Source organism: Rhizobium cerradonense (assembly GCF_030182455.1).
Lineage (GTDB): Bacteria > Pseudomonadota > Alphaproteobacteria > Rhizobiales > Rhizobiaceae > Rhizobium.
On sequence record NZ_JAQJCK010000001.1, the window covers coordinates 202,341 to 219,695 of the forward strand.

18 protein-coding genes and 1 tRNA gene are annotated in these 17,355 nt (G+C 59.2%); 12 read left to right on the forward strand and 7 right to left on the reverse strand.

Annotated features, from left to right (window positions below):
* The first annotated feature begins 217 nt into the window (after positions 1–217).
* From PH547_RS01060 to hflX, 5 genes are all read left to right on the forward strand, one after another.
* A complete protein-coding gene (locus PH547_RS01060) occupies positions 218–2,491 on the forward strand; it encodes a sensor histidine kinase NtrY-like (protein ID WP_104823010.1) in 2,274 nt (757 codons plus the stop codon).
* Positions 2,481–3,845 carry a nitrogen assimilation response regulator NtrX gene (gene ntrX, locus PH547_RS01065; RefSeq protein WP_104823011.1) on the forward strand — a complete coding sequence of 455 codons (1,365 nt, stop codon included), beginning with the start codon at positions 2,481–2,483 and terminating at the stop codon, positions 3,843–3,845. The genes PH547_RS01060 and ntrX overlap by 11 nt, the downstream gene beginning before the upstream one ends.
* Before the next feature lie 74 nt (positions 3,846–3,919).
* Entirely contained in the window at positions 3,920–4,783 is an 864-nt protein-coding gene (locus tag PH547_RS01070) for a D-amino-acid transaminase (protein ID WP_285167281.1), read from the forward strand.
* Positions 4,784–4,891: 108 nt separating this feature from the next.
* Positions 4,892–5,134, forward strand: coding sequence for an RNA chaperone Hfq (gene hfq, locus PH547_RS01075; protein ID WP_007693481.1), 243 nt, complete (start codon positions 4,892–4,894; stop codon positions 5,132–5,134).
* A 48-nt stretch (positions 5,135–5,182) separates the two neighbouring features.
* Positions 5,183–6,547 carry a GTPase HflX gene (gene hflX / locus PH547_RS01080; RefSeq protein ID WP_199773572.1) on the forward strand — a complete coding sequence of 455 codons (1,365 nt, stop codon included), beginning with the start codon at positions 5,183–5,185 and terminating at the stop codon, positions 6,545–6,547.
* Between the two features lie 106 nt (positions 6,548–6,653).
* On the opposite strand, the gene mazG is transcribed toward hflX, so the two are convergent.
* Positions 6,654–7,490, reverse strand: coding sequence for a nucleoside triphosphate pyrophosphohydrolase (mazG, locus tag PH547_RS01085; RefSeq protein WP_283050311.1), 837 nt, complete (start codon positions 7,488–7,490; stop codon positions 6,654–6,656).
* A 25-nt stretch (positions 7,491–7,515) separates the two neighbouring features.
* The gene (locus PH547_RS01090; protein ID WP_285167282.1) at positions 7,516–8,103 is read right to left on the reverse strand and encodes a nucleoside deaminase; all 588 of its coding nucleotides are present in this window, start codon (positions 8,101–8,103) and stop codon (positions 7,516–7,518) included.
* A gap of 294 nt (positions 8,104–8,397) precedes the next feature.
* Between PH547_RS01090 and cysG the strand changes: the two genes are divergently transcribed.
* From cysG to PH547_RS01115, 5 genes are all read left to right on the forward strand, one after another.
* The gene (gene cysG / locus PH547_RS01095) at positions 8,398–9,834 is read left to right on the forward strand and encodes a siroheme synthase CysG (protein ID WP_104823016.1); all 1,437 of its coding nucleotides are present in this window, start codon (positions 8,398–8,400) and stop codon (positions 9,832–9,834) included.
* 3 nt (positions 9,835–9,837) lie between these two features.
* On the forward strand, positions 9,838–10,152 hold the full coding sequence (locus tag PH547_RS01100) for a DUF2849 domain-containing protein (RefSeq protein WP_104823017.1): 315 nt from the start codon (positions 9,838–9,840) through the stop codon (positions 10,150–10,152).
* 7 nt (positions 10,153–10,159) lie between these two features.
* Positions 10,160–11,833, forward strand: coding sequence for a nitrite/sulfite reductase (locus PH547_RS01105; RefSeq protein WP_104823018.1), 1,674 nt, complete (start codon positions 10,160–10,162; stop codon positions 11,831–11,833).
* Positions 11,834–11,843: 10 nt separating this feature from the next.
* Entirely contained in the window at positions 11,844–12,356 is a 513-nt protein-coding gene (locus PH547_RS01110; protein WP_104823019.1) for a DUF934 domain-containing protein, read from the forward strand.
* 230 nt (positions 12,357–12,586) lie between these two features.
* Positions 12,587–13,399, forward strand: coding sequence for a ferredoxin--NADP reductase (locus tag PH547_RS01115; protein ID WP_104823020.1), 813 nt, complete (start codon positions 12,587–12,589; stop codon positions 13,397–13,399).
* Between the two features lie 127 nt (positions 13,400–13,526).
* On the opposite strand, the gene PH547_RS01120 is transcribed toward PH547_RS01115, so the two are convergent.
* The 4 genes from PH547_RS01120 to PH547_RS01135 form a co-directional block, all read right to left on the reverse strand.
* On the reverse strand, positions 13,527–14,141 hold the full coding sequence (locus PH547_RS01120; RefSeq protein ID WP_104823021.1) for a GntR family transcriptional regulator: 615 nt from the start codon (positions 14,139–14,141) through the stop codon (positions 13,527–13,529).
* Positions 14,142–14,426: 285 nt separating this feature from the next.
* Entirely contained in the window at positions 14,427–14,633 is a 207-nt protein-coding gene (locus PH547_RS01125; protein ID WP_104823022.1) for a hypothetical protein, read from the reverse strand.
* Between the two features lie 172 nt (positions 14,634–14,805).
* Positions 14,806–15,063, reverse strand: a complete 258-nt coding sequence (locus PH547_RS01130) for a GlsB/YeaQ/YmgE family stress response membrane protein (RefSeq protein WP_104823023.1) — start codon at positions 15,061–15,063, stop codon at positions 14,806–14,808.
* Between the two features lie 136 nt (positions 15,064–15,199).
* Positions 15,200–15,406, reverse strand: a complete 207-nt coding sequence (locus tag PH547_RS01135; RefSeq protein WP_158704449.1) for a hypothetical protein — start codon at positions 15,404–15,406, stop codon at positions 15,200–15,202.
* Between the two features lie 462 nt (positions 15,407–15,868).
* Here PH547_RS01135 and PH547_RS01140 point away from each other — a divergent pair.
* Positions 15,869–15,944, forward strand: a tRNA-Lys gene (locus PH547_RS01140).
* Between the two features lie 94 nt (positions 15,945–16,038).
* On the opposite strand, the gene PH547_RS01145 is transcribed toward PH547_RS01140, so the two are convergent.
* Positions 16,039–16,272: a helix-turn-helix domain-containing protein gene (locus PH547_RS01145; protein ID WP_104823026.1), complete on the reverse strand. Its 234-nt coding sequence runs from the start codon at positions 16,270–16,272 to the stop codon at positions 16,039–16,041.
* A gap of 285 nt (positions 16,273–16,557) precedes the next feature.
* On the opposite strand from PH547_RS01145, the gene PH547_RS01150 reads away from it, so the two are divergent.
* Entirely contained in the window at positions 16,558–17,310 is a 753-nt protein-coding gene (locus tag PH547_RS01150; protein ID WP_104823027.1) for a cytochrome c biogenesis CcdA family protein, read from the forward strand.
* The last annotated feature ends 45 nt before the right edge of the window (positions 17,311–17,355 follow it).

Sequence of the window (17,355 nt, forward strand, 5' to 3'; positions counted from 1 at the left end):
TTAATGGTCATGATTCGTCGGGTGTGTTCCCGCGCAAGGGGAAATTGTTCAGCAGTTTCAGTTCATTGTTCCAATGATTTGAAGCGGAGGTTTTGCGTCGAGCGCGAGGCCGGATGACGGTTCCCACCTTTGCCTGTCACTCCTGCTGCTGCCAAAACGGTGCTGATGCAATTTTGGCCAAGGCGCCGACCGCCGCCTGGGCCCGGAGACGATGGGAATGAAGCAGGACGCGGTGTCGCCGCAAGCGAGCGACGAGGCGGTCGTCAAAGTGACGGACCGTCGAGCATCCTTCGCCCTCCCTGGCCTGATCTTGGCCGGCGGCGCGCTTTTGTGCGCGATTGCGACGCTTCTGATGCTTCTGGGGCTGACACCGATTGCCCCTACATCCTCTGTCGTCTTCACCTCCGTTGTGATCAACGGCCTGTTCGTTCTGGGGCTGATCGCCCTGATCGCACGCGAAGTTGCGCGCCTTGTGAAAGCGCGCAGTCGCGGCCGCGCGGCGGCGCGTCTGCATATCCGCATCGTCGTTCTCTTTTCCATCGTTGCGATCACCCCGGCGATCCTCGTGGCCATTGTCGCCAGCTTGACGCTGAATGTCGGCCTAGACCGCTGGTTTGCGCTGCGCACGCAGCAGATCATCAGTTCCTCGCAGAATGTCGCCCAAGCCTACCTGATGGAGAACGCCAGCTACCTGCAGGGCCAGACCGTTTCCATGGCGAACGATCTGGAGCGCAATCGCACGCTCTACAGCCTCGACCGCACCGGTTTTGCCGATCTGATGACCCGCCAGGCCAAGGGCCGCGGTTTGCTGGGCGCGTTTCTGGTGCGCCGTGACGGCAGCGCGATCGTTCAGGCCGACATCAAGACTGAGCGTCCGCTGCCGGCCATTCCGAAGGATGCGCTCGACGCCTCCGCGGACGGCCAGCCGACGCTCATACCGCCCGGAGTGACCAACCTCGTCGGCGCCATCCTCAAACTGGACGAGATTCCCGGCTCCTTCCTCTATACCGTCCGGGCCGTCGATCCGCGCGTCATGAACGCGATGCGCATGGTCGAAGACAACACGGCCGAATACAAGGCGATGGAAGCAGGACGCATGTCCCTGCAGATCGCCTTTGCCGTGCTCTATATCGGCTTTGCGCTGATCGTGCTTCTGGCGGCGATCTGGACCGCGATCGCGGTTGCCGACCGCATCGTTCGGCCGATCCGGCTTTTGATCAGTGCAGCCGACAATGTCGCCTCCGGCAACATGAATGTGCTGGTGCCGGTGCGCGCGGCCGATGGCGACGTCGGCAGCCTGTCGCGCACCTTCAACAAGATGATCGCGGAGATACGCACCCAACGCGACGAGATTCTTGAAGCCAAGGACGAGGTGGATGACCGCCGCCGCTTCATCGAAGCGGTGCTCTCCGGCGTCACTGCGGCCGTGATCGGCGTCGAACACGACCGGCGCATCACCATTGCCAACACATCTGCCGAAGAGCTGCTGACCCTGAAGAGCGATGAGCTTGTCGGCAAGAACCTGGCGGAGATAGCCCCTGAGGTCGAGCAGGTGGTGACGGAAGCGACGACCCGGCATCGCAATGATTTCCGCAAGCAGATCAGCCTGGTGCGCGGCGGTACGGTGCGGACGCTGAGCGTCCAGGTGACGCGCGAGGAGTCGCGCGACGCGAATGAATCCTACGTCATCACGCTCGACGACATCACCGATCTGGTCATCGCCCAGCGCTCGACCGCTTGGGCCGATGTCGCCCGCCGTATCGCGCATGAGATCAAGAACCCGCTGACGCCGATCCAGCTTTCCGCCGAACGCATCCGCCGCCGCTTCGGCAAGAATATCGCCGAGGCCGATCGCCCGGTCTTTGATCAATGTACCGACACGATCATCCGCCAGGTGGGCGATATCGGTCGCATGGTCGATGAATTCTCGTCATTTGCCCGCATGCCGAAACCGACGATGGAACCGAGCGATCTGCGCGACATCCTGCGCGACGCGGTGTTCCTACGCGAAATGGGCAACAATCACGTCAAGTTCGAGCGCGAACTCGGGGACGAGCGACTGGAAGGCATGTTTGACACGCGCATGCTGGGTCAGGCTTTCGGCAATCTCATAAAGAACGCCGTCGAGGCGATCGAGGGCGTGCCGAGCGGCGAGACCCGCGAGGAGCCTAAGGTCCTTGTACGTTCATCCCTGGATGCTGAGCGCGATCGCTTTACGGTCGACGTCATCGACAATGGCCGCGGCCTGCCGGTCGAGAATCGGCACAGCATTCTCGAACCTTACATGACGATGCGCGAGAAGGGGACGGGCCTCGGTCTCGCGATCGTCAAGAAGATCATTGAAGACCATGGCGGGCAGCTCGAATTGCATGATGCTCCCGCCGATTTCGACCAGGGCAGGGGTGCCATGATCCGCGTGCATTTGCCGCGTCGTGAGCAGGCCGCCGTCGCCCAGACAGCAAGTGACAAGGAAAGCGTATATGGCATCTGATATTCTCGTGGTGGATGATGAGGAAGATATCCGCGAAATCGTTTCGGGAATTCTTTCAGATGAGGGGCATGAGACTCGCACTGCGTTTGATAGTGACAGCGCTTTGGCGGCGATCTCCGACCGCGCGCCGCGGCTGATCTTCCTCGATATCTGGATGCAGGGCAGCAAGCTCGACGGCCTGTCGCTGCTGGATGAGATCAAGACACGGCATCCGGAGCTGCCTGTCGTGATGATCTCCGGCCACGGCAACATCGAAACCGCCGTCTCCGCCATCAAGCGCGGCGCCTTCGATTTCATCGAGAAGCCGTTCAAGGCAGACCGGCTGATCCTGATCGCCGAACGGGCGCTGGAAAATTCCAAGCTGAAGCGCGAGGTCTCGGAGCTCAAGCGCCGCACCGGTGATGCCGTCGAGCTGATCGGCACGTCGGTTGCCGTTTCGCAGCTTCGCCAGACCATCGACAAGGTCTCTCCCACCAATAGCCGCGTGATGATCTTCGGCCCCTCCGGTTCCGGCAAGGAGCTGGTGGCCCGTATGATTCACAAGAAGTCGTCGCGCGCCAATGGTCCTTTCGTCGCCTTGAATGCCGCAACGATCACGCCCGAACGCATGGAGATCGCCCTGTTCGGGACCGAGGGTTCGCCCGGCCAGCCACGCAAGATCGGCGCGCTGGAAGAGGCGCATCGGGGCATCCTCTATCTCGACGAAGTCGGCGAGATGCCGCGCGAGACGCAGAACAAGATCCTGCGCGTGCTGGTCGATCAGCAATTCGAGCGCGTCGGCGGCTCGAAGCGGGTAAAAGTCGATGTGCGCATCATATCGTCGACGGCCTACAATCTGGAGAGCCGGATCGCCGAAAGCCTGTTCCGCGAAGATCTCTATCATCGCCTGGCCGTGGTGCCGGTGCGGGTGCCTGCTCTCGCCGAGCGGCGCGAGGATATTCCATTCCTTGTCGACCAGTTGATGCGGCAGATTTCCGAGCAGGCCGGCATCCGCTCGCGCCGGATCGGCGACGACGCCATGGCGGTGCTGCAGGCGCATGATTGGCCGGGCAATATTCGCCAGCTTCGCAACAATATCGAACGCCTGATGATCCTGGCGCGCACCGATGGCCCGGATACGCCGATTACGGCGGAGATGTTGCCGACCGATCTTGGCGACATGCTGCCGAAGGTCTCCGCCAAGAACGACTATCACATCATGACGTTGCCGTTGCGCGAAGCGCGTGAAATGTTCGAGCGCGACTATCTGATTGCCCAGATCAACCGCTTTGGCGGCAATATTTCGCGCACGGCCGAGTTCGTCGGCATGGAGCGTTCCGCGCTGCATCGCAAGCTGAAGTCGCTCGGCGTCTGAAATCATTTGCGCGGCGGTGACGACCTGCCGCGCAACTCCTTCATGTCCTTATAAAACTCTGCTCAGGGTCCGCCATGCCGAGAATAGCTTATGTGAACGGCCGTTACGTCAAGCACAGCGACGCGATGGTCCATGTGGAGGATCGCGGTTATCAATTCGCCGACGGCGTCTACGAGGTTTGCGAGGTCCGTCACGGCCTGATCGTCGATCTGACCCGGCATCTCGACCGTCTCAACCGCTCCCTCGGTGAGCTGCGCATCGCCTGGCCAATGAGCCGCGCGGCATTGATCCATGTGATTCGCGAGACTCTGCGCCGCAATCATGTCCGCTACGGCCTTTTCTATCTGCAGGTCACGCGCGGTGTTGCCCGGCGTGATCATGTTTTCCCGGCCCCAGGGACGCCGTCCTCGATCGTCGTCACCGCAAAGAGCACCGATCCGTCCATCATCGCCAAGAAAAATGCCAATGGCATCAAGGCGATTACCGTGCGCGACAACCGTTGGGATCGGGTCGACATCAAGTCGGTCGGGCTTCTGTCGAACGCGCTGGCTCGCCAGCAGGCCAAGGAAGCCGGCGCGCAGGAAGCCATCTATATCGACCACAACGGCATGGTGAAGGAGGGGGCAGCGACCAACGTCTGGATCGTCGATTCCGATGGCAACCTGGTCACGCGTCCGGCCGAGCACGGCATTCTGCGCGGCATCACGCGCACGACGCTGATCGACGTTGCCGCGAAATTGGAGCTTCCCATCGTCGAGCGGTTTTTCTCCGTCGAGGAGATGATGGCGGCGCGCGAAGTGTTCATCACGGCGGCCACAAGCATTTGTTTTCCCGTGGTCGCCATCGATGGCGAGACGATCGCCAACGGTCATCCGGGAAGCGTTTCGCAGAAAATTCGCGAAGCCTTTTTCGACGTTGCGGAAAAGACTGCGATTTGATACCAACATTCGCTGGAGAGGGGAGAATGAGGGTATCTCCTGTCCGGGGTCTCAGTATACCTTGATATTTCACCGGCTTAGGCCGGCAAAAAAGAAAGAAGCGGCGCGATGGCGGAACGTTCTCAGAACTTGCAGGACCTATTTCTCAATACTGTTCGCAAGCAAAAGATTTCACTCACAATCTTTTTGATCAATGGCGTAAAGCTCACGGGCGTTGTTACGTCTTTTGACAATTTCTGCGTCCTGCTGCGCCGAGACGGCCATTCTCAGCTCGTCTACAAGCATGCGATCTCGACGATCATGCCTGGCCAACCGATGCAGATGTTCGAGAGCGAAGAAGTCGCATCCTAACTAGGATTTGCCGTTATCACGACACGCGATACGAAAAACGATTCCATCATCCCGGAAACAGCAAAGCATCGGGATGATACGCATGCTGTCGTCATTGTGCCTGTCCTGAAGCAGGCGCGCGCATCGCGCACCGCGCAGGCAGATGGTGCGACGACGACTACACGTTCCCCCGAAAGCCGGCTCGAAGAAGCCAAGGGTCTGGCGCTTGCCATCGACCTGGACGTTGTCAATGGCTCGATCGTGCCGATCAGCGATCCGCGTCCAGCGACGCTTCTCGGCACAGGCAAGATCGAGGAAATCCGCGCGCTGCTCGATGAATTTAACGCCGGCCTGGTGATCGTCGATCATCCGCTGACGCCGGTACAGCAGCGCAACCTCGAGAAGGAATGGAACGCCAAGGTCATCGACCGCACGGGTCTCATTCTCGAAATCTTCGGCCGCCGCGCCTCCACCAAGGAAGGCACGCTGCAGGTCGATCTCGCACATTTGAATTACCAAAAAGGCCGGCTGGTTCGAAGCTGGACCCACCTTGAGCGCCAGCGCGGCGGTGCGGGCTTCATGGGCGGCCCCGGTGAAACCCAGATCGAGGCCGACCGGCGCATGCTGCAGGAGCGGATCATCCGGCTCGAGCGCGAACTGGAACAAGTGGTGCGCACCCGTCAGCTTCACCGTGCCAAGCGCAAGAAGGTGCCGCACCCGATCGTGGCATTGGTGGGCTATACCAATGCCGGCAAATCGACGCTGTTCAACCGAATTACCGGCGCCGGCGTCCTGGCCGAGGACATGCTGTTTGCGACGCTCGATCCGACGCTTCGGCGCATGAAGCTGCCGCATGGCCGCACCGTGATCCTCTCCGATACCGTCGGCTTCATTTCCGACCTGCCGACCCATCTGGTGGCCGCTTTTCGCGCTACGCTGGAAGAAGTCCTGGAAGCCGACCTGATCCTGCATGTGCGCGATCTTTCGGATGACGACAACCCAGCGCAGAGCGCCGATGTCATGCGCATCCTCGGCGATCTCGGCATTGGCGAGGCGGAAGGGGCGGAGCGCATCCTCGAGGTCTGGAACAAGATCGATCGACTGGAGCCGGAGGCGCACGATGCCATCGTCCAGAAGGCATCAACCGCCGAAAACGTGATCGCGGTCTCGGCAAGGAGCGGCGAGGGCGTCGATCGCCTGATGAACGAAATCAGCCGCCGGCTTTCCGGTGTCCTGACCGAGACGACGATCACGCTGCCTGTCGACAAGCTGGCATTGTTGCCCTGGCTTTACAATCACGCCATCGTCGATAACCGGGAAGACAACGAGGACGGCACGATCACGTTGGATCTGCGCTTGACTGAGACGGAAGCCGCGGAGCTGGAACGGCGCATGGGCAACGGCCCGAAGCCGCAGCGTGAGGATTGGGAATAGGCGTCCTCGAGCGGTTCAGCTTTTCACGGAATGGCAGAACCGCTCTATCCTTTTGTTTTTTCGCAATTCCGGACGGAAAATCGCTTCGCACTTTTCCTGGATTGCTCTACTCGGCGAGCTGACGCTCGATCGCCTTCGCCGCCTGCCAGATATCTTCCATCCGTTCCAGAGAAGCGCCGTCCAGGGTTTCCCCTTCGGCGGCAAGTGTCGTTTCGATGTGATTGAAACGGCGGCGGAACTTCGTGTTGGTGCCGCGCAATGACTGCTCCGGATCTGCCTTCACATGCCGCCCGATGTTGACGACGGCGAAGATCAGGTCGCCCAGTTCGTCGCTGACCTTGGCCTTGTCGCCGCTCGCAAGCGCCACCCGCAATTCATCGATCTCCTCCTCGATCTTGTCGAGGATCGGCTCGGGTGCTGACCAGTCGAATCCGACTTTGGCGGCGCGTTCCTGCAATTTCAGGGCCTCGGTCAAAGCGGGGAATGTGCGCTGCACCGAGCCGAGGAAACCGGTTTTGAAATCTTCGGCAATACCCCGCCGCGCCCGCCGCTCGGCGCGCTCGCGCTTCTCTTCCGCCTTGATCTCCTCCCATTGCAGCTTCACAGCGTCGGGCGTGTCGGCGCCGGAGACGGCAAAGACATGCGGGTGCCGGCGGATCATCTTGCGGGTAATGGCTTCCACCACATCGCCAAAGGAGAACTCGCCCGCTTCCTCGGCCATGCGAGCGTGGAAAACGACCTGCAGCAGGAGATCGCCGAGCTCCTCGCAAAGATCGTCCATATCCCTGCGTTCGATCGCATCGGAAACCTCGTAGGCTTCCTCGATCGTATAGGGCTTGATGGTCTCGAAGGTCTGGACAATGTCCCAGGGGCAACCGGTCTCGGGATTGCGCAGCGCCGCCATGATTTCGATCAGGCGGGATATGTCTCTCGATGCTTGCATCGGGGCCTCTATAGTCTTGTCTATCTCAGTTCAGTGGAATGTCGTTGTCTCTCTTGGTCGCCTGATAGCTATCAGAGAGCGCGTTATAGGCGGCCTTGATGCGCGCCGTCTGTTCCTTGAGTGCCGCCTTCAGCGGGTCCGCCTCGGTTTCGACGAGATCGGCGACGGCAAAGCTGTTCCAGAAGGCGTTCTGCCGGCGATAGCCGCCCGGTTCCAGTCCGAAGACTTCTTTCAGGATCTTCAGGTCATGCGGGATCGCGAAGGCGTCGCGGGAATCCTCATGGCTGAAGAAGTAATAGAAATTATCGAAACCGGCCCAGGTGATTGCCGACATGCACATGCTGCAAGGTTCGTGCGTAGAGAGGAAGATCAGCTCCTTGGTCGCAGGCTTCTCGCCGAGTTCGTAGAAGCGCTTCAACGCATGCACTTCGCCATGCCAAAGCGGATTTTCGAGTTCGTTGTTCGTTTCGGCAATGACCAGCGACAGGTCGGATTTGCGCAGGATCGCGGCGCCAAACACCTTGTTTCCGGCAGCAACGCCCCTTTGCGTCAATGGCAGGATATCGTGTTCCATCACATCGAGGAGGCGAGGGGCGATGGTGTTGGCGGACAAGCGGCACACTCCGAAACTTTTTCCCTATCTTAACGGCATCGTCGGCCCTGCGGAATGCGCAAATGACGTATGGACTCCATTTGCCACAGGCAATAGGAATATCCGTGATAGCAAGAAGTCCTAAAAGTCTATGGATTTCCTGTATTTATGCTATTCTGACTGACTGGTGAGTTTTGCTCAAATCGGACAGATGTCGAGCAAAAGAATACGGACTCGGCGGAGCATTAGAATTTCTGTTTCTTCAATCTCCTGGCCGGTAAGGTGATATTCGGGCAATCTCGAAGTGGAATGATAATGCCTCCCAGGACTCAACAGCTTTCGGTGTTTCCCGCCTTCTTTCGCGTGGAAGGAAGGATCGCGGCTGTCTTCGGCAATGGTGATGAAGCCTTTGCCAAGACGCGGTTGCTGATGAACACGCAGGCGAAGATCGTCGCCTATACGCAGACGCCGGAGGCCGATTATCACTCCTTCCTGATTGCCAACCGCATCGAGACGGTGCGTGCAGCCTTTTCGCCGGATCAGGTCCAGGGCGCTGCCCTCGTGTTCGCCGCCACTGGCGATGCCGAAGCCGATCGCGCTATTGTTGATGCCGCCCGCGCCGAAAGAATTCCGGCGAACGCCGTCGATCAGCCGGACTATTGCGATTTTTACACCCCGGCGCTGGTCAATCGTGCCCCTGTGGCCGTTGCGATCGGTACCGAAGGCGCCGGCCCCGTGCTGGCGCAGATGATCCGCGCGCAGATCGATCAGATACTCTCGCCCTCGCTCGGCAAGCTCGCTGAACTGGCGACGAGCTATCGCAAATCCGTCGATCGTCTCGTGCCGCGCGGCGTCGCTCGCCGCGTCTTCTGGCGCCGCTTTTTTTCCGGTCCGGTTGCTGACGCCGTCAGTGCGGGCCATTTGCTGCAGGCGGAACGCGCTGCGGACAGCTTGCTGTGCTCGATGCATAAGGTCGAGGGCCATGTGTGGCTGGTCGGTGCCGGTCCTGGCGCGGAAGATCTGCTGACCCTGCGCGCCCAGCGCGTGATGATGGAAGCTGATGTCATCGTCTATGACGCGCTCGTCCCGCAGGCCATTGTTGATATGGGCCGCCGGGACGCTGAGCGTCTTTCCGTCGGCAAGCGCAAGGGCTGCCATACCAAATCCCAGGAAGAGATCAACGATCTGCTGGTGCAGCTTGGCCGCGACGGCAAGCGCGTTGTGCGGCTGAAATCCGGCGATCCGCTGGTCTATGGCCGGGCGGGCGAAGAGATGGCTGCCCTGCGTGCCGCTGGCGTTACCTATGAGATCGTTCCGGGCATCACCTCGGCCTTTGCTGCGGCTGCCGATTTCGAGCTGCCGTTGACATTGCGCGGCGTTGCTTCATCGCTGGTCTTCACCACTGGTCACGACCTGACCGGCGACGTTCTGCCGGATTGGGCAAGCCTTGCCGTATCCGGCGCGACCATCGCCGTCTATATGGGCCGTACGGTGGCCGCATCCGTTGCTGGCCGCCTGATGGACGCCGGGCTTCCGCCTGAGACGACTGTTGCCGTCATCGAGAACGCCAGCCGCCGCGACCGGCGCCTGATGCACGGCACATTGAAAGATTTGCCGGACCTGGAGCATCGCGATGAGCTGAGCGGTCCGGTCATGGTTATCATAGGCGATGCCGTCGCCGGCGCCAATTTCGAACAGTCCGAGCCGCTGGTCCGTCAGGAGACCGCTGCTCAAGAATTTGCAAGGAGCTGATCCATGGTCGACAAGGTTCTGACCGCAAACCGGCTGACCGACGGCATTGCCGTCTGGTGGAATGCCAATGGTGAGTGGGCAACCTCGCTGCAAGGGGCGCTGGTCGCTCGTCATGCCGAGGCGGAAGCCGCGCTCGAGGCGATCGGCAAGCAGGCCTATGCCGACAACAAGGTTGTCGATGTTGCTCTGATCGAGATCCAGGAAACCGGCGGCAAGCTCTGGCCGCTGCGCCTGCGCGAGCGCATTCGCGCCGAAGGTCCCACTATGGAATACGCGCCGGGCTATGCCGCGGCCGATCCGGAATTCATTGCAGTCTGAGGAAATCATGTATCGTTACGACGAATTTGACCACGCCTTTGTTGCGGAACGGGTTGCACAGTTCCGCGATCAGGTGCAGCGGCGCCTTTCGGGTGAACTCTCGGAAGATGCGTTCAAGCCGCTGCGGCTGATGAATGGCGTCTATCTGCAGCTCCATGCTTACATGCTGCGCATCGCCGTTCCTTATGGCACGTTGAGCTCACGCCAGATGCGTATGCTCGCCCATATCGGGCGCACCTATGACCGCGGTTATGGCCATTTCACCACCCGCCAGAATCTGCAGTTCAACTGGCCGAAGCTGTCCGATATACCCGATGTGCTTGCCGACCTCGCTTCCGTCGAGATGCACGCCATCCAGACGTCGGGCAATTGCATTCGCAATGTCACAGCCGACCATTTTGCCGGTGCTGCCGCTGACGAAGTCGCCGACCCGCGTCCCTATGCGGAAATCCTGCGGCAGTGGTCCTCGGTCCACCCGGAGTTCTCCTTCTTGCCGCGCAAGTTCAAGATCGCCGTCACCGGCGCCGAGCGCGACCGCGCCGCCATCCAGGTGCACGACATCGGCCTGCATCTGAAGAAGAACGACAAGGGCGAAATCGGCTTTGCCGTCTACGTCGGTGGCGGGCAGGGCCGTACGCCGATGGTCGCCAAGCTGATCCGCGACTTCCTGCCGGAAGAAGACCTGCTGTCCTACACGACCGCCATCGTGCGCGTGTACAATCTGCACGGCCGCCGCGACAACAAATACAAGGCCCGCATCAAGATCCTCGTGCACGAAACCGGGGCTGAGGAATTGACCCGCCAGGTCGAGGCCGAGTTTGTGAAGCTGAAGGACACCGAACTGAAGCTTCCCGAAGCGGACGTTCAGGCGATCGCTACCTATTTCGCGCCGCCGGCTCTGCCCGAGCGTGCCGAAGGCTGGGAAAACCTTGCCCGCTGGAAAAAAGCCGATCCGGATTTTGCCCGCTGGGTGCAGCAGAATGTGCAGCCGCACAAGAACCCCGATTATGGCATGGTGACGATCTCGCTGAAGCCGATCGGCGGTATTCCGGGCGATGCTTCGGATGCGCAGATGGACGTGGTCGCCGATATCGCCGAAGAATATGCTTTCGACGAAATCCGCGTCAGCCATGAGCAGAATCTGATCCTGCCGCATGTGGCGCTGGCCGATCTCGAGGCCGTCTATCGCGGTCTGGTCGCCGCCGGTCTCGAAACGGCTAATGCCGGCCTGATCACGGATATTATCGCCTGTCCGGGGCTGGACTATTGCGCTCTCGCCAATGCCCGTTCGATCCCGGTTGCGCAGGAAATTTCCAAGCGCTTCGGTTCGGCCGAGCGTCAGGCCGAAATCGGTGAGCTGAAGATCAAGATTTCTGGCTGCATCAACGCCTGCGGTCACCACCATGTCGGCCATATCGGCCTGCTCGGCGTCGAGAAGAAGGGTGCGGAACTCTATCAGATCACGCTTGGCGGTTCCGGCGACGAACATACCTCGATCGGTGAGATCATCGGCCGCGGCTTTGAGCCGGACAAGGTGACCGACGCGATCGAGACAATCGTCGATACTTATCTCGGCCTGCGCTTGGAACCCTCCGAAACCTTCCTCGCCGCCTACCGCCGCGTCGGACCGCAGCCTTTCAAGGACGCGCTCTACGGCTCGGCTGCGGCTGAAGCGGCGTAAGGAGATGGCCATGACGAAGATTTGGCGGGAAACCGGTTTTGTCGCAAACGATCTCTGGATCATCGAGACCGATGAGCCGAAGGCGACCGAAGAGCAGAAGCCTCTGCTTGGCCTCGATGCCTTGATTGCCAAGGCCGAGGAAAGCAACGATGTCGGCCTTGGCGTATTGATCAAGCCGGCTGACGATGTGACGCGGCTGGAGCCCTATCTCTCCCGCCTGGAGATCGTCGCCGTAGCGTTTCCGGCTTTCAACGATGGCCGCGCCTTCAGCCATGCTTCGCTGCTGCGTCAGCGCCTTGGTTATGCCAATGAGCTGCGTGCGGTCGGCGATGTGCTGATCGACCAGATTCCGTTGATGCTGCGTGTCGGTATCGACAGTTTTGCGGTTACCAACGAGACGGCGCTGAAGAGGCTTTCGGAGCAGCGCCTTCCGGGCATTCCGCATCACTATCAGCCGACCGCCCGGCAAGCCGAAGATGGCCAAGCCTTTAGTTGGCGCCGTAAGGCGGCTAAAACGGCCTAATTCGGCTTCTAGCCCAGGGATGCCGGCAATGCGAAATACATCGGATTGCCGCATTCTTGGTATATACGGCTCACATGATGCGTGAATCCTGACCGGAACACGCATATTTTATGCCGGCGCCGTGGGATGGAATAGAATGCCTTTAAATCGGGGCTATATTATAATATCAGCCTCGCAAAACGCAGCCTGCCAAGAATGACGTGTACGACGAATACGGGATCCGATACCGAATGAACGCCCCTGCCAAGACCGAAGAGTTTGTTTCCGCAGTGCCCGCCGGCGTCTTTGCCGAGAAGGTACTGAGCGTGACACATTATACCGACCGGCTCTTTCGCTTTACGATGACCCGGCCGCAGGGCTTCCGCTTCCGCTCGGGCGAATTTGCGATGATTGGCCTCATGGTCGACGGCAAGCCGCTTTATCGCGCCTATTCGATCGCGAGCCCCGCCTGGGCCGACGAGCTTGAATTCTTCTCGATCAAGGTTCCGGACGGTCCGCTGACCTCGCATCTGCAGAACATCAAGCCGGGCGACGAGGTGCTGATGCGCAAGAAGCCGACGGGTACGCTGGTGCTCGACGCGCTGACGCCTGGCAGAAGGCTCTATATGTTCTCGACCGGCACCGGCATCGCGCCCTTCGCCAGCCTGATCCGCGACCCTGAGACCTACGAGAAGTTCGAGGAAGTGATCCTCACCCATACGACCCGTGATGTCGCCGAGCTGAAATACGGCTTCGACCTCGTCGAGGAAATTCGCAACGATGAAATCCTGAGTGAAGTCGTCGGCGACAAGCTGCGCCATTATGCGACCGTCACCCGCGAAGAGTTTCCCTTCAAGGGCCGCATTACCGATCTCATCGAAAACGGCAAGCTCTTCACCGATCTCGGCGTCCCCGCATTGGATCCTGCCATCGACCGCGGCATGATCTGCGGCTCCTCGGCGATGCTGAAGGATACCAAGGATCTGCTTGAGAAGGCAGGTCTTAGCGAGGGCGCCAACAGCAAGCCGGCCGAATTCGTCATCGAACGCGCCTTCGTCGGCTAAGGCCGTTTTCCATCCGGGATTGCAAAAAAGATAAAGCGGTTCTGCGTTCCCATGAAAGGCTGAACCACTCTCTGAACCTTCGGATATCGGAATAGGCAAGGCGGTCTCGACAGCGAGGCCGCCTTTTTCATCTGTCGCTGAGATAATCGATCAGAGCCGCCATCGTCTTGCGGGCATCTTCGCTGTTGCCCCCATGGATCGCCCTGATGACGCTGACATGCAATGCGATCGAGCGGTCCATGCCGTCAGGCGTCGCGGTCGAATACCAGAGCCGACGTGAATGGGTCTGCACTGGCCCAAGTGCGGCCGTGATGAAGCCGTTCGGACAGGCATCCTCGAGAATTTCATCAAACGTCTTGTCGGCGGCAAAGAAGCCCGGCAGATCGCGCGTTGCGGCGCACTCGGTCATCAGCCGGGCGCATTCGAGCAGTTGTTCCCGCTGTTCCTCAGTGGCATGGCTGGCGACCAGCGACGCGGCGATCGGTTCGAGTTCGCGCCTGACCTGCATGACATGCATATGGTCTGCCAGCCGAATCTCCGCGATCTGCAATCCCACGCGCGGCCGTACATGGATCAGCCCTTGCCATGCCAGCTTCTGGATTGCCTCGCGCACCGGCGTGCGCCCATGGCCGGCCAATTCGATCAGTTGCTTTTCCGTGACCAGTGCACCCGGTTTCAGCGCCAGCGTAACGATCCGATGCTCGAGGGCGAGATAGGCGCGGTGGCTTTGCGAATTCTGCATTCCCGGATGATTCCATTGATACATCAAAAGTTGGCATGTCGTTGCCGCGATGGCAAGCGACTGTGATATATCAGGCAAGGGCGATGCAGGCGTAGCCTATTTGCACTCCGGTCGAACGATCGTGCTCACGTGGAATGCCTGCTGCAGTCGGGCGAACTCGCAGCAAAGTCTTTCCCGTATCGGGAAGGTGCTGGCGAGCGGACCTGTCGAAGTTCTGATTTGGTGGAGTCAACCGGTCAAAGGGCCGGGCGAGAGAGCCCGGCATTCTCTAGCCGTGATAGGGGATCAATAGCCGATTGCGGAAGAAAGGCTGGGCGGCTTCCGCTTGGCAGCCATCAGCAAATCCAGTTCCGTAGCAGATGGTCCGAACTTGTCGAAGAGCCGCTTGGCTTCCTTGTCATCGAGGCGATACTTTCGTGCGAATTCGGCGATGCTGTAGGGGCGACCGCGTATTACCTTCCGGCCCGGCGTCTGATTGGCGCTTTGGGTCATGCTTCCAACCTCCTCTTCCGTCTACCAACAAAAGCTAGGGCTGCGGGCGAGGTTGAAAAGGGTTGTGAAAGCCAAAATGTCACATAAATACAATAAAAAAGGGAAGGCGAGATATCCCCGTCTTCCCCTTGACTATCTCTGTCCTGACGGATTTTGCTCGCTGAGCGGGCGCCTATCGTCTGATCAACCGACCGACGAAAATCAGGATGCAGGCGCCGATGAAGCCGGTGATCAGATAGTTGATCCATGCGTTGAACGGCAATGCGATGTGCAGAATCCCCAGGAGCCAGCTAGCAACAATCGCCCCGACAATGCCGAGGATGATGTTCATGATAAGACCCATGTTGCTTTCCATGAGCTTTTCGGCGAGCCAGCCTGCGAAGCCGCCAATGATGATTGCTGCGATCCAACCGACGTGTGCGTCTTCCATAGAAATCCTCCTGAGGGAATCGGCGGGTTGCCAATAAATTTCGATATACACCAAAAGCGATTCGGGCCGCAAACAATTGCGTCTGGGTTGCGATCAGAGCCGCTGGCGTGCAGATCCCGATTATTAAGGAAGAATGTTACCGTTGTTCCGGCGTGGCGAAGCAAGCTCTGAGATCGGCAAGCTGTTTTCTCAGCTCCTCGGCGACTTCATCGGTCGTGTCGATGAACCGGTTGTTTTCGACGGCGTGTACACGAATGCGGCCCTGCTTCAGACAATGCAGATGGAAACGCAAAAATTGCTCCTGTGCCTTGCACCATTTATCGAGTTCGGATTTCTGCTTCATTGGCGTCCCCGACCCAGTGCCGGCCTCAACCTGATTCTGAACTGATGTCTCAAGAATTCAGGCGTCAAGCATTCAAAAAATCATCCTATCATACCGTGGTAACATTCTGAGGCAGTGATTGCCGAGTCAGTCATTTGAATGAGAAAAGCGTAGTTGCCACTCTAAAGGTGTGCGGCAAATCTCCCGAAAAGGCAGGTATAACCTATAAGATAATCCTTAAATTGAGGAATTCTGCGGTTTCCTATCATCAAAACGACCAATCCTTGCTTTTTTCGCGAAGAAAGACGCGGCTTCCTATGCTGATCTTCCCGATTTGCGCATCGACACAGGCAGCTTTCACCACTTCGACATGCGGAAAAGCGTTGTACGTCGTCGTAACCGCGATTTTATGGGTTGACCGCAATAGGGCGTCTGCATATGTTCCGCGCACTTCCAGCCGGGGTGCAATCATCCGCGGACGGGGAGAGCGTAGCTCAGCCGGTAGAGCAACTGACTTTTAATCAGTAGGTCATGGGTTCGAATCCCATCGCTCTCACCAAAAACTCAGTAAAATTAGCAGCTTAAGGTGTGGGCACGGCGGGATATATGATTCGCTGCACCGAAGAATCACGACTTGGTCCGTGGCCGGCTTATTATCCGGCGGATGCGCGCTCTACATAACGCATGATTCTGGTTACGGTCGATCGACTGACGCCAGCCTCGCGGGCGATGCAATCCATCGACTTTCCTTCGGCTTTTAGCCGCAACACGCACTCGGCTTTATGCCTCATCGCACCGGCAGACGAATCGTGTACCGGAATCATGCCAAGGGAACCGCTATTTTCGATCCCTAAGGCTTCGAAATGCTGCATATCAACAGACGCCATAACACGCTCCTCGCAGTCGTGGGACGATTAGGAACAATGGTGCCCATGTCGAGCGAGGTAAATTCGGATATTAGCAGTATGTGAAAAAGGCACTAATTGGTGAACTGCTTCCGCCATCCGTATATGCCGCTGCACAGTGCCATGGTTCAGGCGGGATCCTCCTGGCCGATTTTTCATCCAAGGATCAATGAAATGGCATCGCTCGCGCGCCCCTCGAAAAGGTGATTGGCCTTCCGGCTCCAGCAACGCTAGTAAGACGGCTGAATGACATAGCCGGAGTCTATCGTGTCGCTTGCCGATATCTCGCTTCTGAGCGCCTTGCTCGCCGGAGCGCTTTCGTTTCTTTCGCCCTGCGTGCTGCCGCTGGTGCCGCCTTATCTCTGCTATATGGCCGGCATTTCCGTCGAGCAATTTCGCGGTGGCGGAGCGGCCGTCGCGGCCGGGCCAGGCGTTCGCGGCAATGTCCTGTTTTCGGCGCTGTTCTTCACGCTTGGCTTTGCGACCGTGTTCATTGCGCTTGGCGCTGGCGCGTCCTCGATCGGCATTCTGCTGCGCCAGCATCTCGATATCCTAGCGAAAATAGGCGGCCTGATCATCGTCGTCATGGGCCTGAATTTCCTCGGCGTTTTCCGGCTCGGCATTCTCGCCCGCGAGGCGCGTTTCCAGGGCGGCGGCAAACCGGCGACGCTGACAGGCGCCTATATCATGGGTCTTGCCTTCGCCTTCGGCTGGACGCCCTGCATCGGTCCGGTGCTGGGCGCGATTCTCGGCGTTGCGGCTTCGCGTGAGACGATCGGCGCGGGCGCGGGGCTGCTCGCCATCTATTCGCTCGGCCTTGCTATCCCCTTCTGGATCGCTGCCGGTTTTTCCGGTGCCTTCATGACCTTCCTTGTTCGCTTCCGCCGCCATCTCGGCACGGTGGAGAAGGTCATGGGCGGGCTTCTGGTGCTCACCGGTCTGGCGTTCATATTCGGTTATGTCAGCGACATGGCGATCTGGTTTCAGCAGACCTTTCCAATCCTGACGCAAATCGGCTAAGCAACTCCAGTCTCCCTTTCCAATCACCCAAAATGGGATATGCCC

Excerpts from the sequence above, each read along its gene's own strand:
- hfq (WP_007693481.1), top strand. The coding sequence starts at position 4,892 with ATGGCGGAACGTTCTCAGAACTTGCAGGACCTATTTCTCAATACTGTT.
- PH547_RS01135 (WP_158704449.1), bottom strand. The coding sequence starts at position 15,406 with ATGAAGCAGAAATCCGAACTCGATAAATGGTGCAAGGCACAGGAGCAA.
- PH547_RS01070 (WP_285167281.1), top strand. The coding sequence starts at position 3,920 with ATGCCGAGAATAGCTTATGTGAACGGCCGTTACGTCAAGCACAGCGAC.
- PH547_RS01125 (WP_104823022.1), bottom strand. The coding sequence starts at position 14,633 with ATGACCCAAAGCGCCAATCAGACGCCGGGCCGGAAGGTAATACGCGGT.
- cysG (WP_104823016.1), top strand. The coding sequence starts at position 8,398 with ATGCCTCCCAGGACTCAACAGCTTTCGGTGTTTCCCGCCTTCTTTCGC.
- PH547_RS01100 (WP_104823017.1), top strand. The coding sequence starts at position 9,838 with ATGGTCGACAAGGTTCTGACCGCAAACCGGCTGACCGACGGCATTGCC.
- PH547_RS01120 (WP_104823021.1), bottom strand. The coding sequence starts at position 14,141 with ATGCAGAATTCGCAAAGCCACCGCGCCTATCTCGCCCTCGAGCATCGG.
- PH547_RS01115 (WP_104823020.1), top strand. The coding sequence starts at position 12,587 with ATGAACGCCCCTGCCAAGACCGAAGAGTTTGTTTCCGCAGTGCCCGCC.
- PH547_RS01060 (WP_104823010.1), top strand. The coding sequence starts at position 218 with ATGAAGCAGGACGCGGTGTCGCCGCAAGCGAGCGACGAGGCGGTCGTC.
- PH547_RS01110 (WP_104823019.1), top strand. The coding sequence starts at position 11,844 with ATGACGAAGATTTGGCGGGAAACCGGTTTTGTCGCAAACGATCTCTGG.
- PH547_RS01130 (WP_104823023.1), bottom strand. The coding sequence starts at position 15,063 with ATGGAAGACGCACACGTCGGTTGGATCGCAGCAATCATCATTGGCGGC.
- PH547_RS01105 (WP_104823018.1), top strand. The coding sequence starts at position 10,160 with ATGTATCGTTACGACGAATTTGACCACGCCTTTGTTGCGGAACGGGTT.
- mazG (WP_283050311.1), bottom strand. The coding sequence starts at position 7,490 with ATGCAAGCATCGAGAGACATATCCCGCCTGATCGAAATCATGGCGGCG.
- PH547_RS01145 (WP_104823026.1), bottom strand. The coding sequence starts at position 16,272 with ATGGCGTCTGTTGATATGCAGCATTTCGAAGCCTTAGGGATCGAAAAT.
- ntrX (WP_104823011.1), top strand. The coding sequence starts at position 2,481 with ATGGCATCTGATATTCTCGTGGTGGATGATGAGGAAGATATCCGCGAA.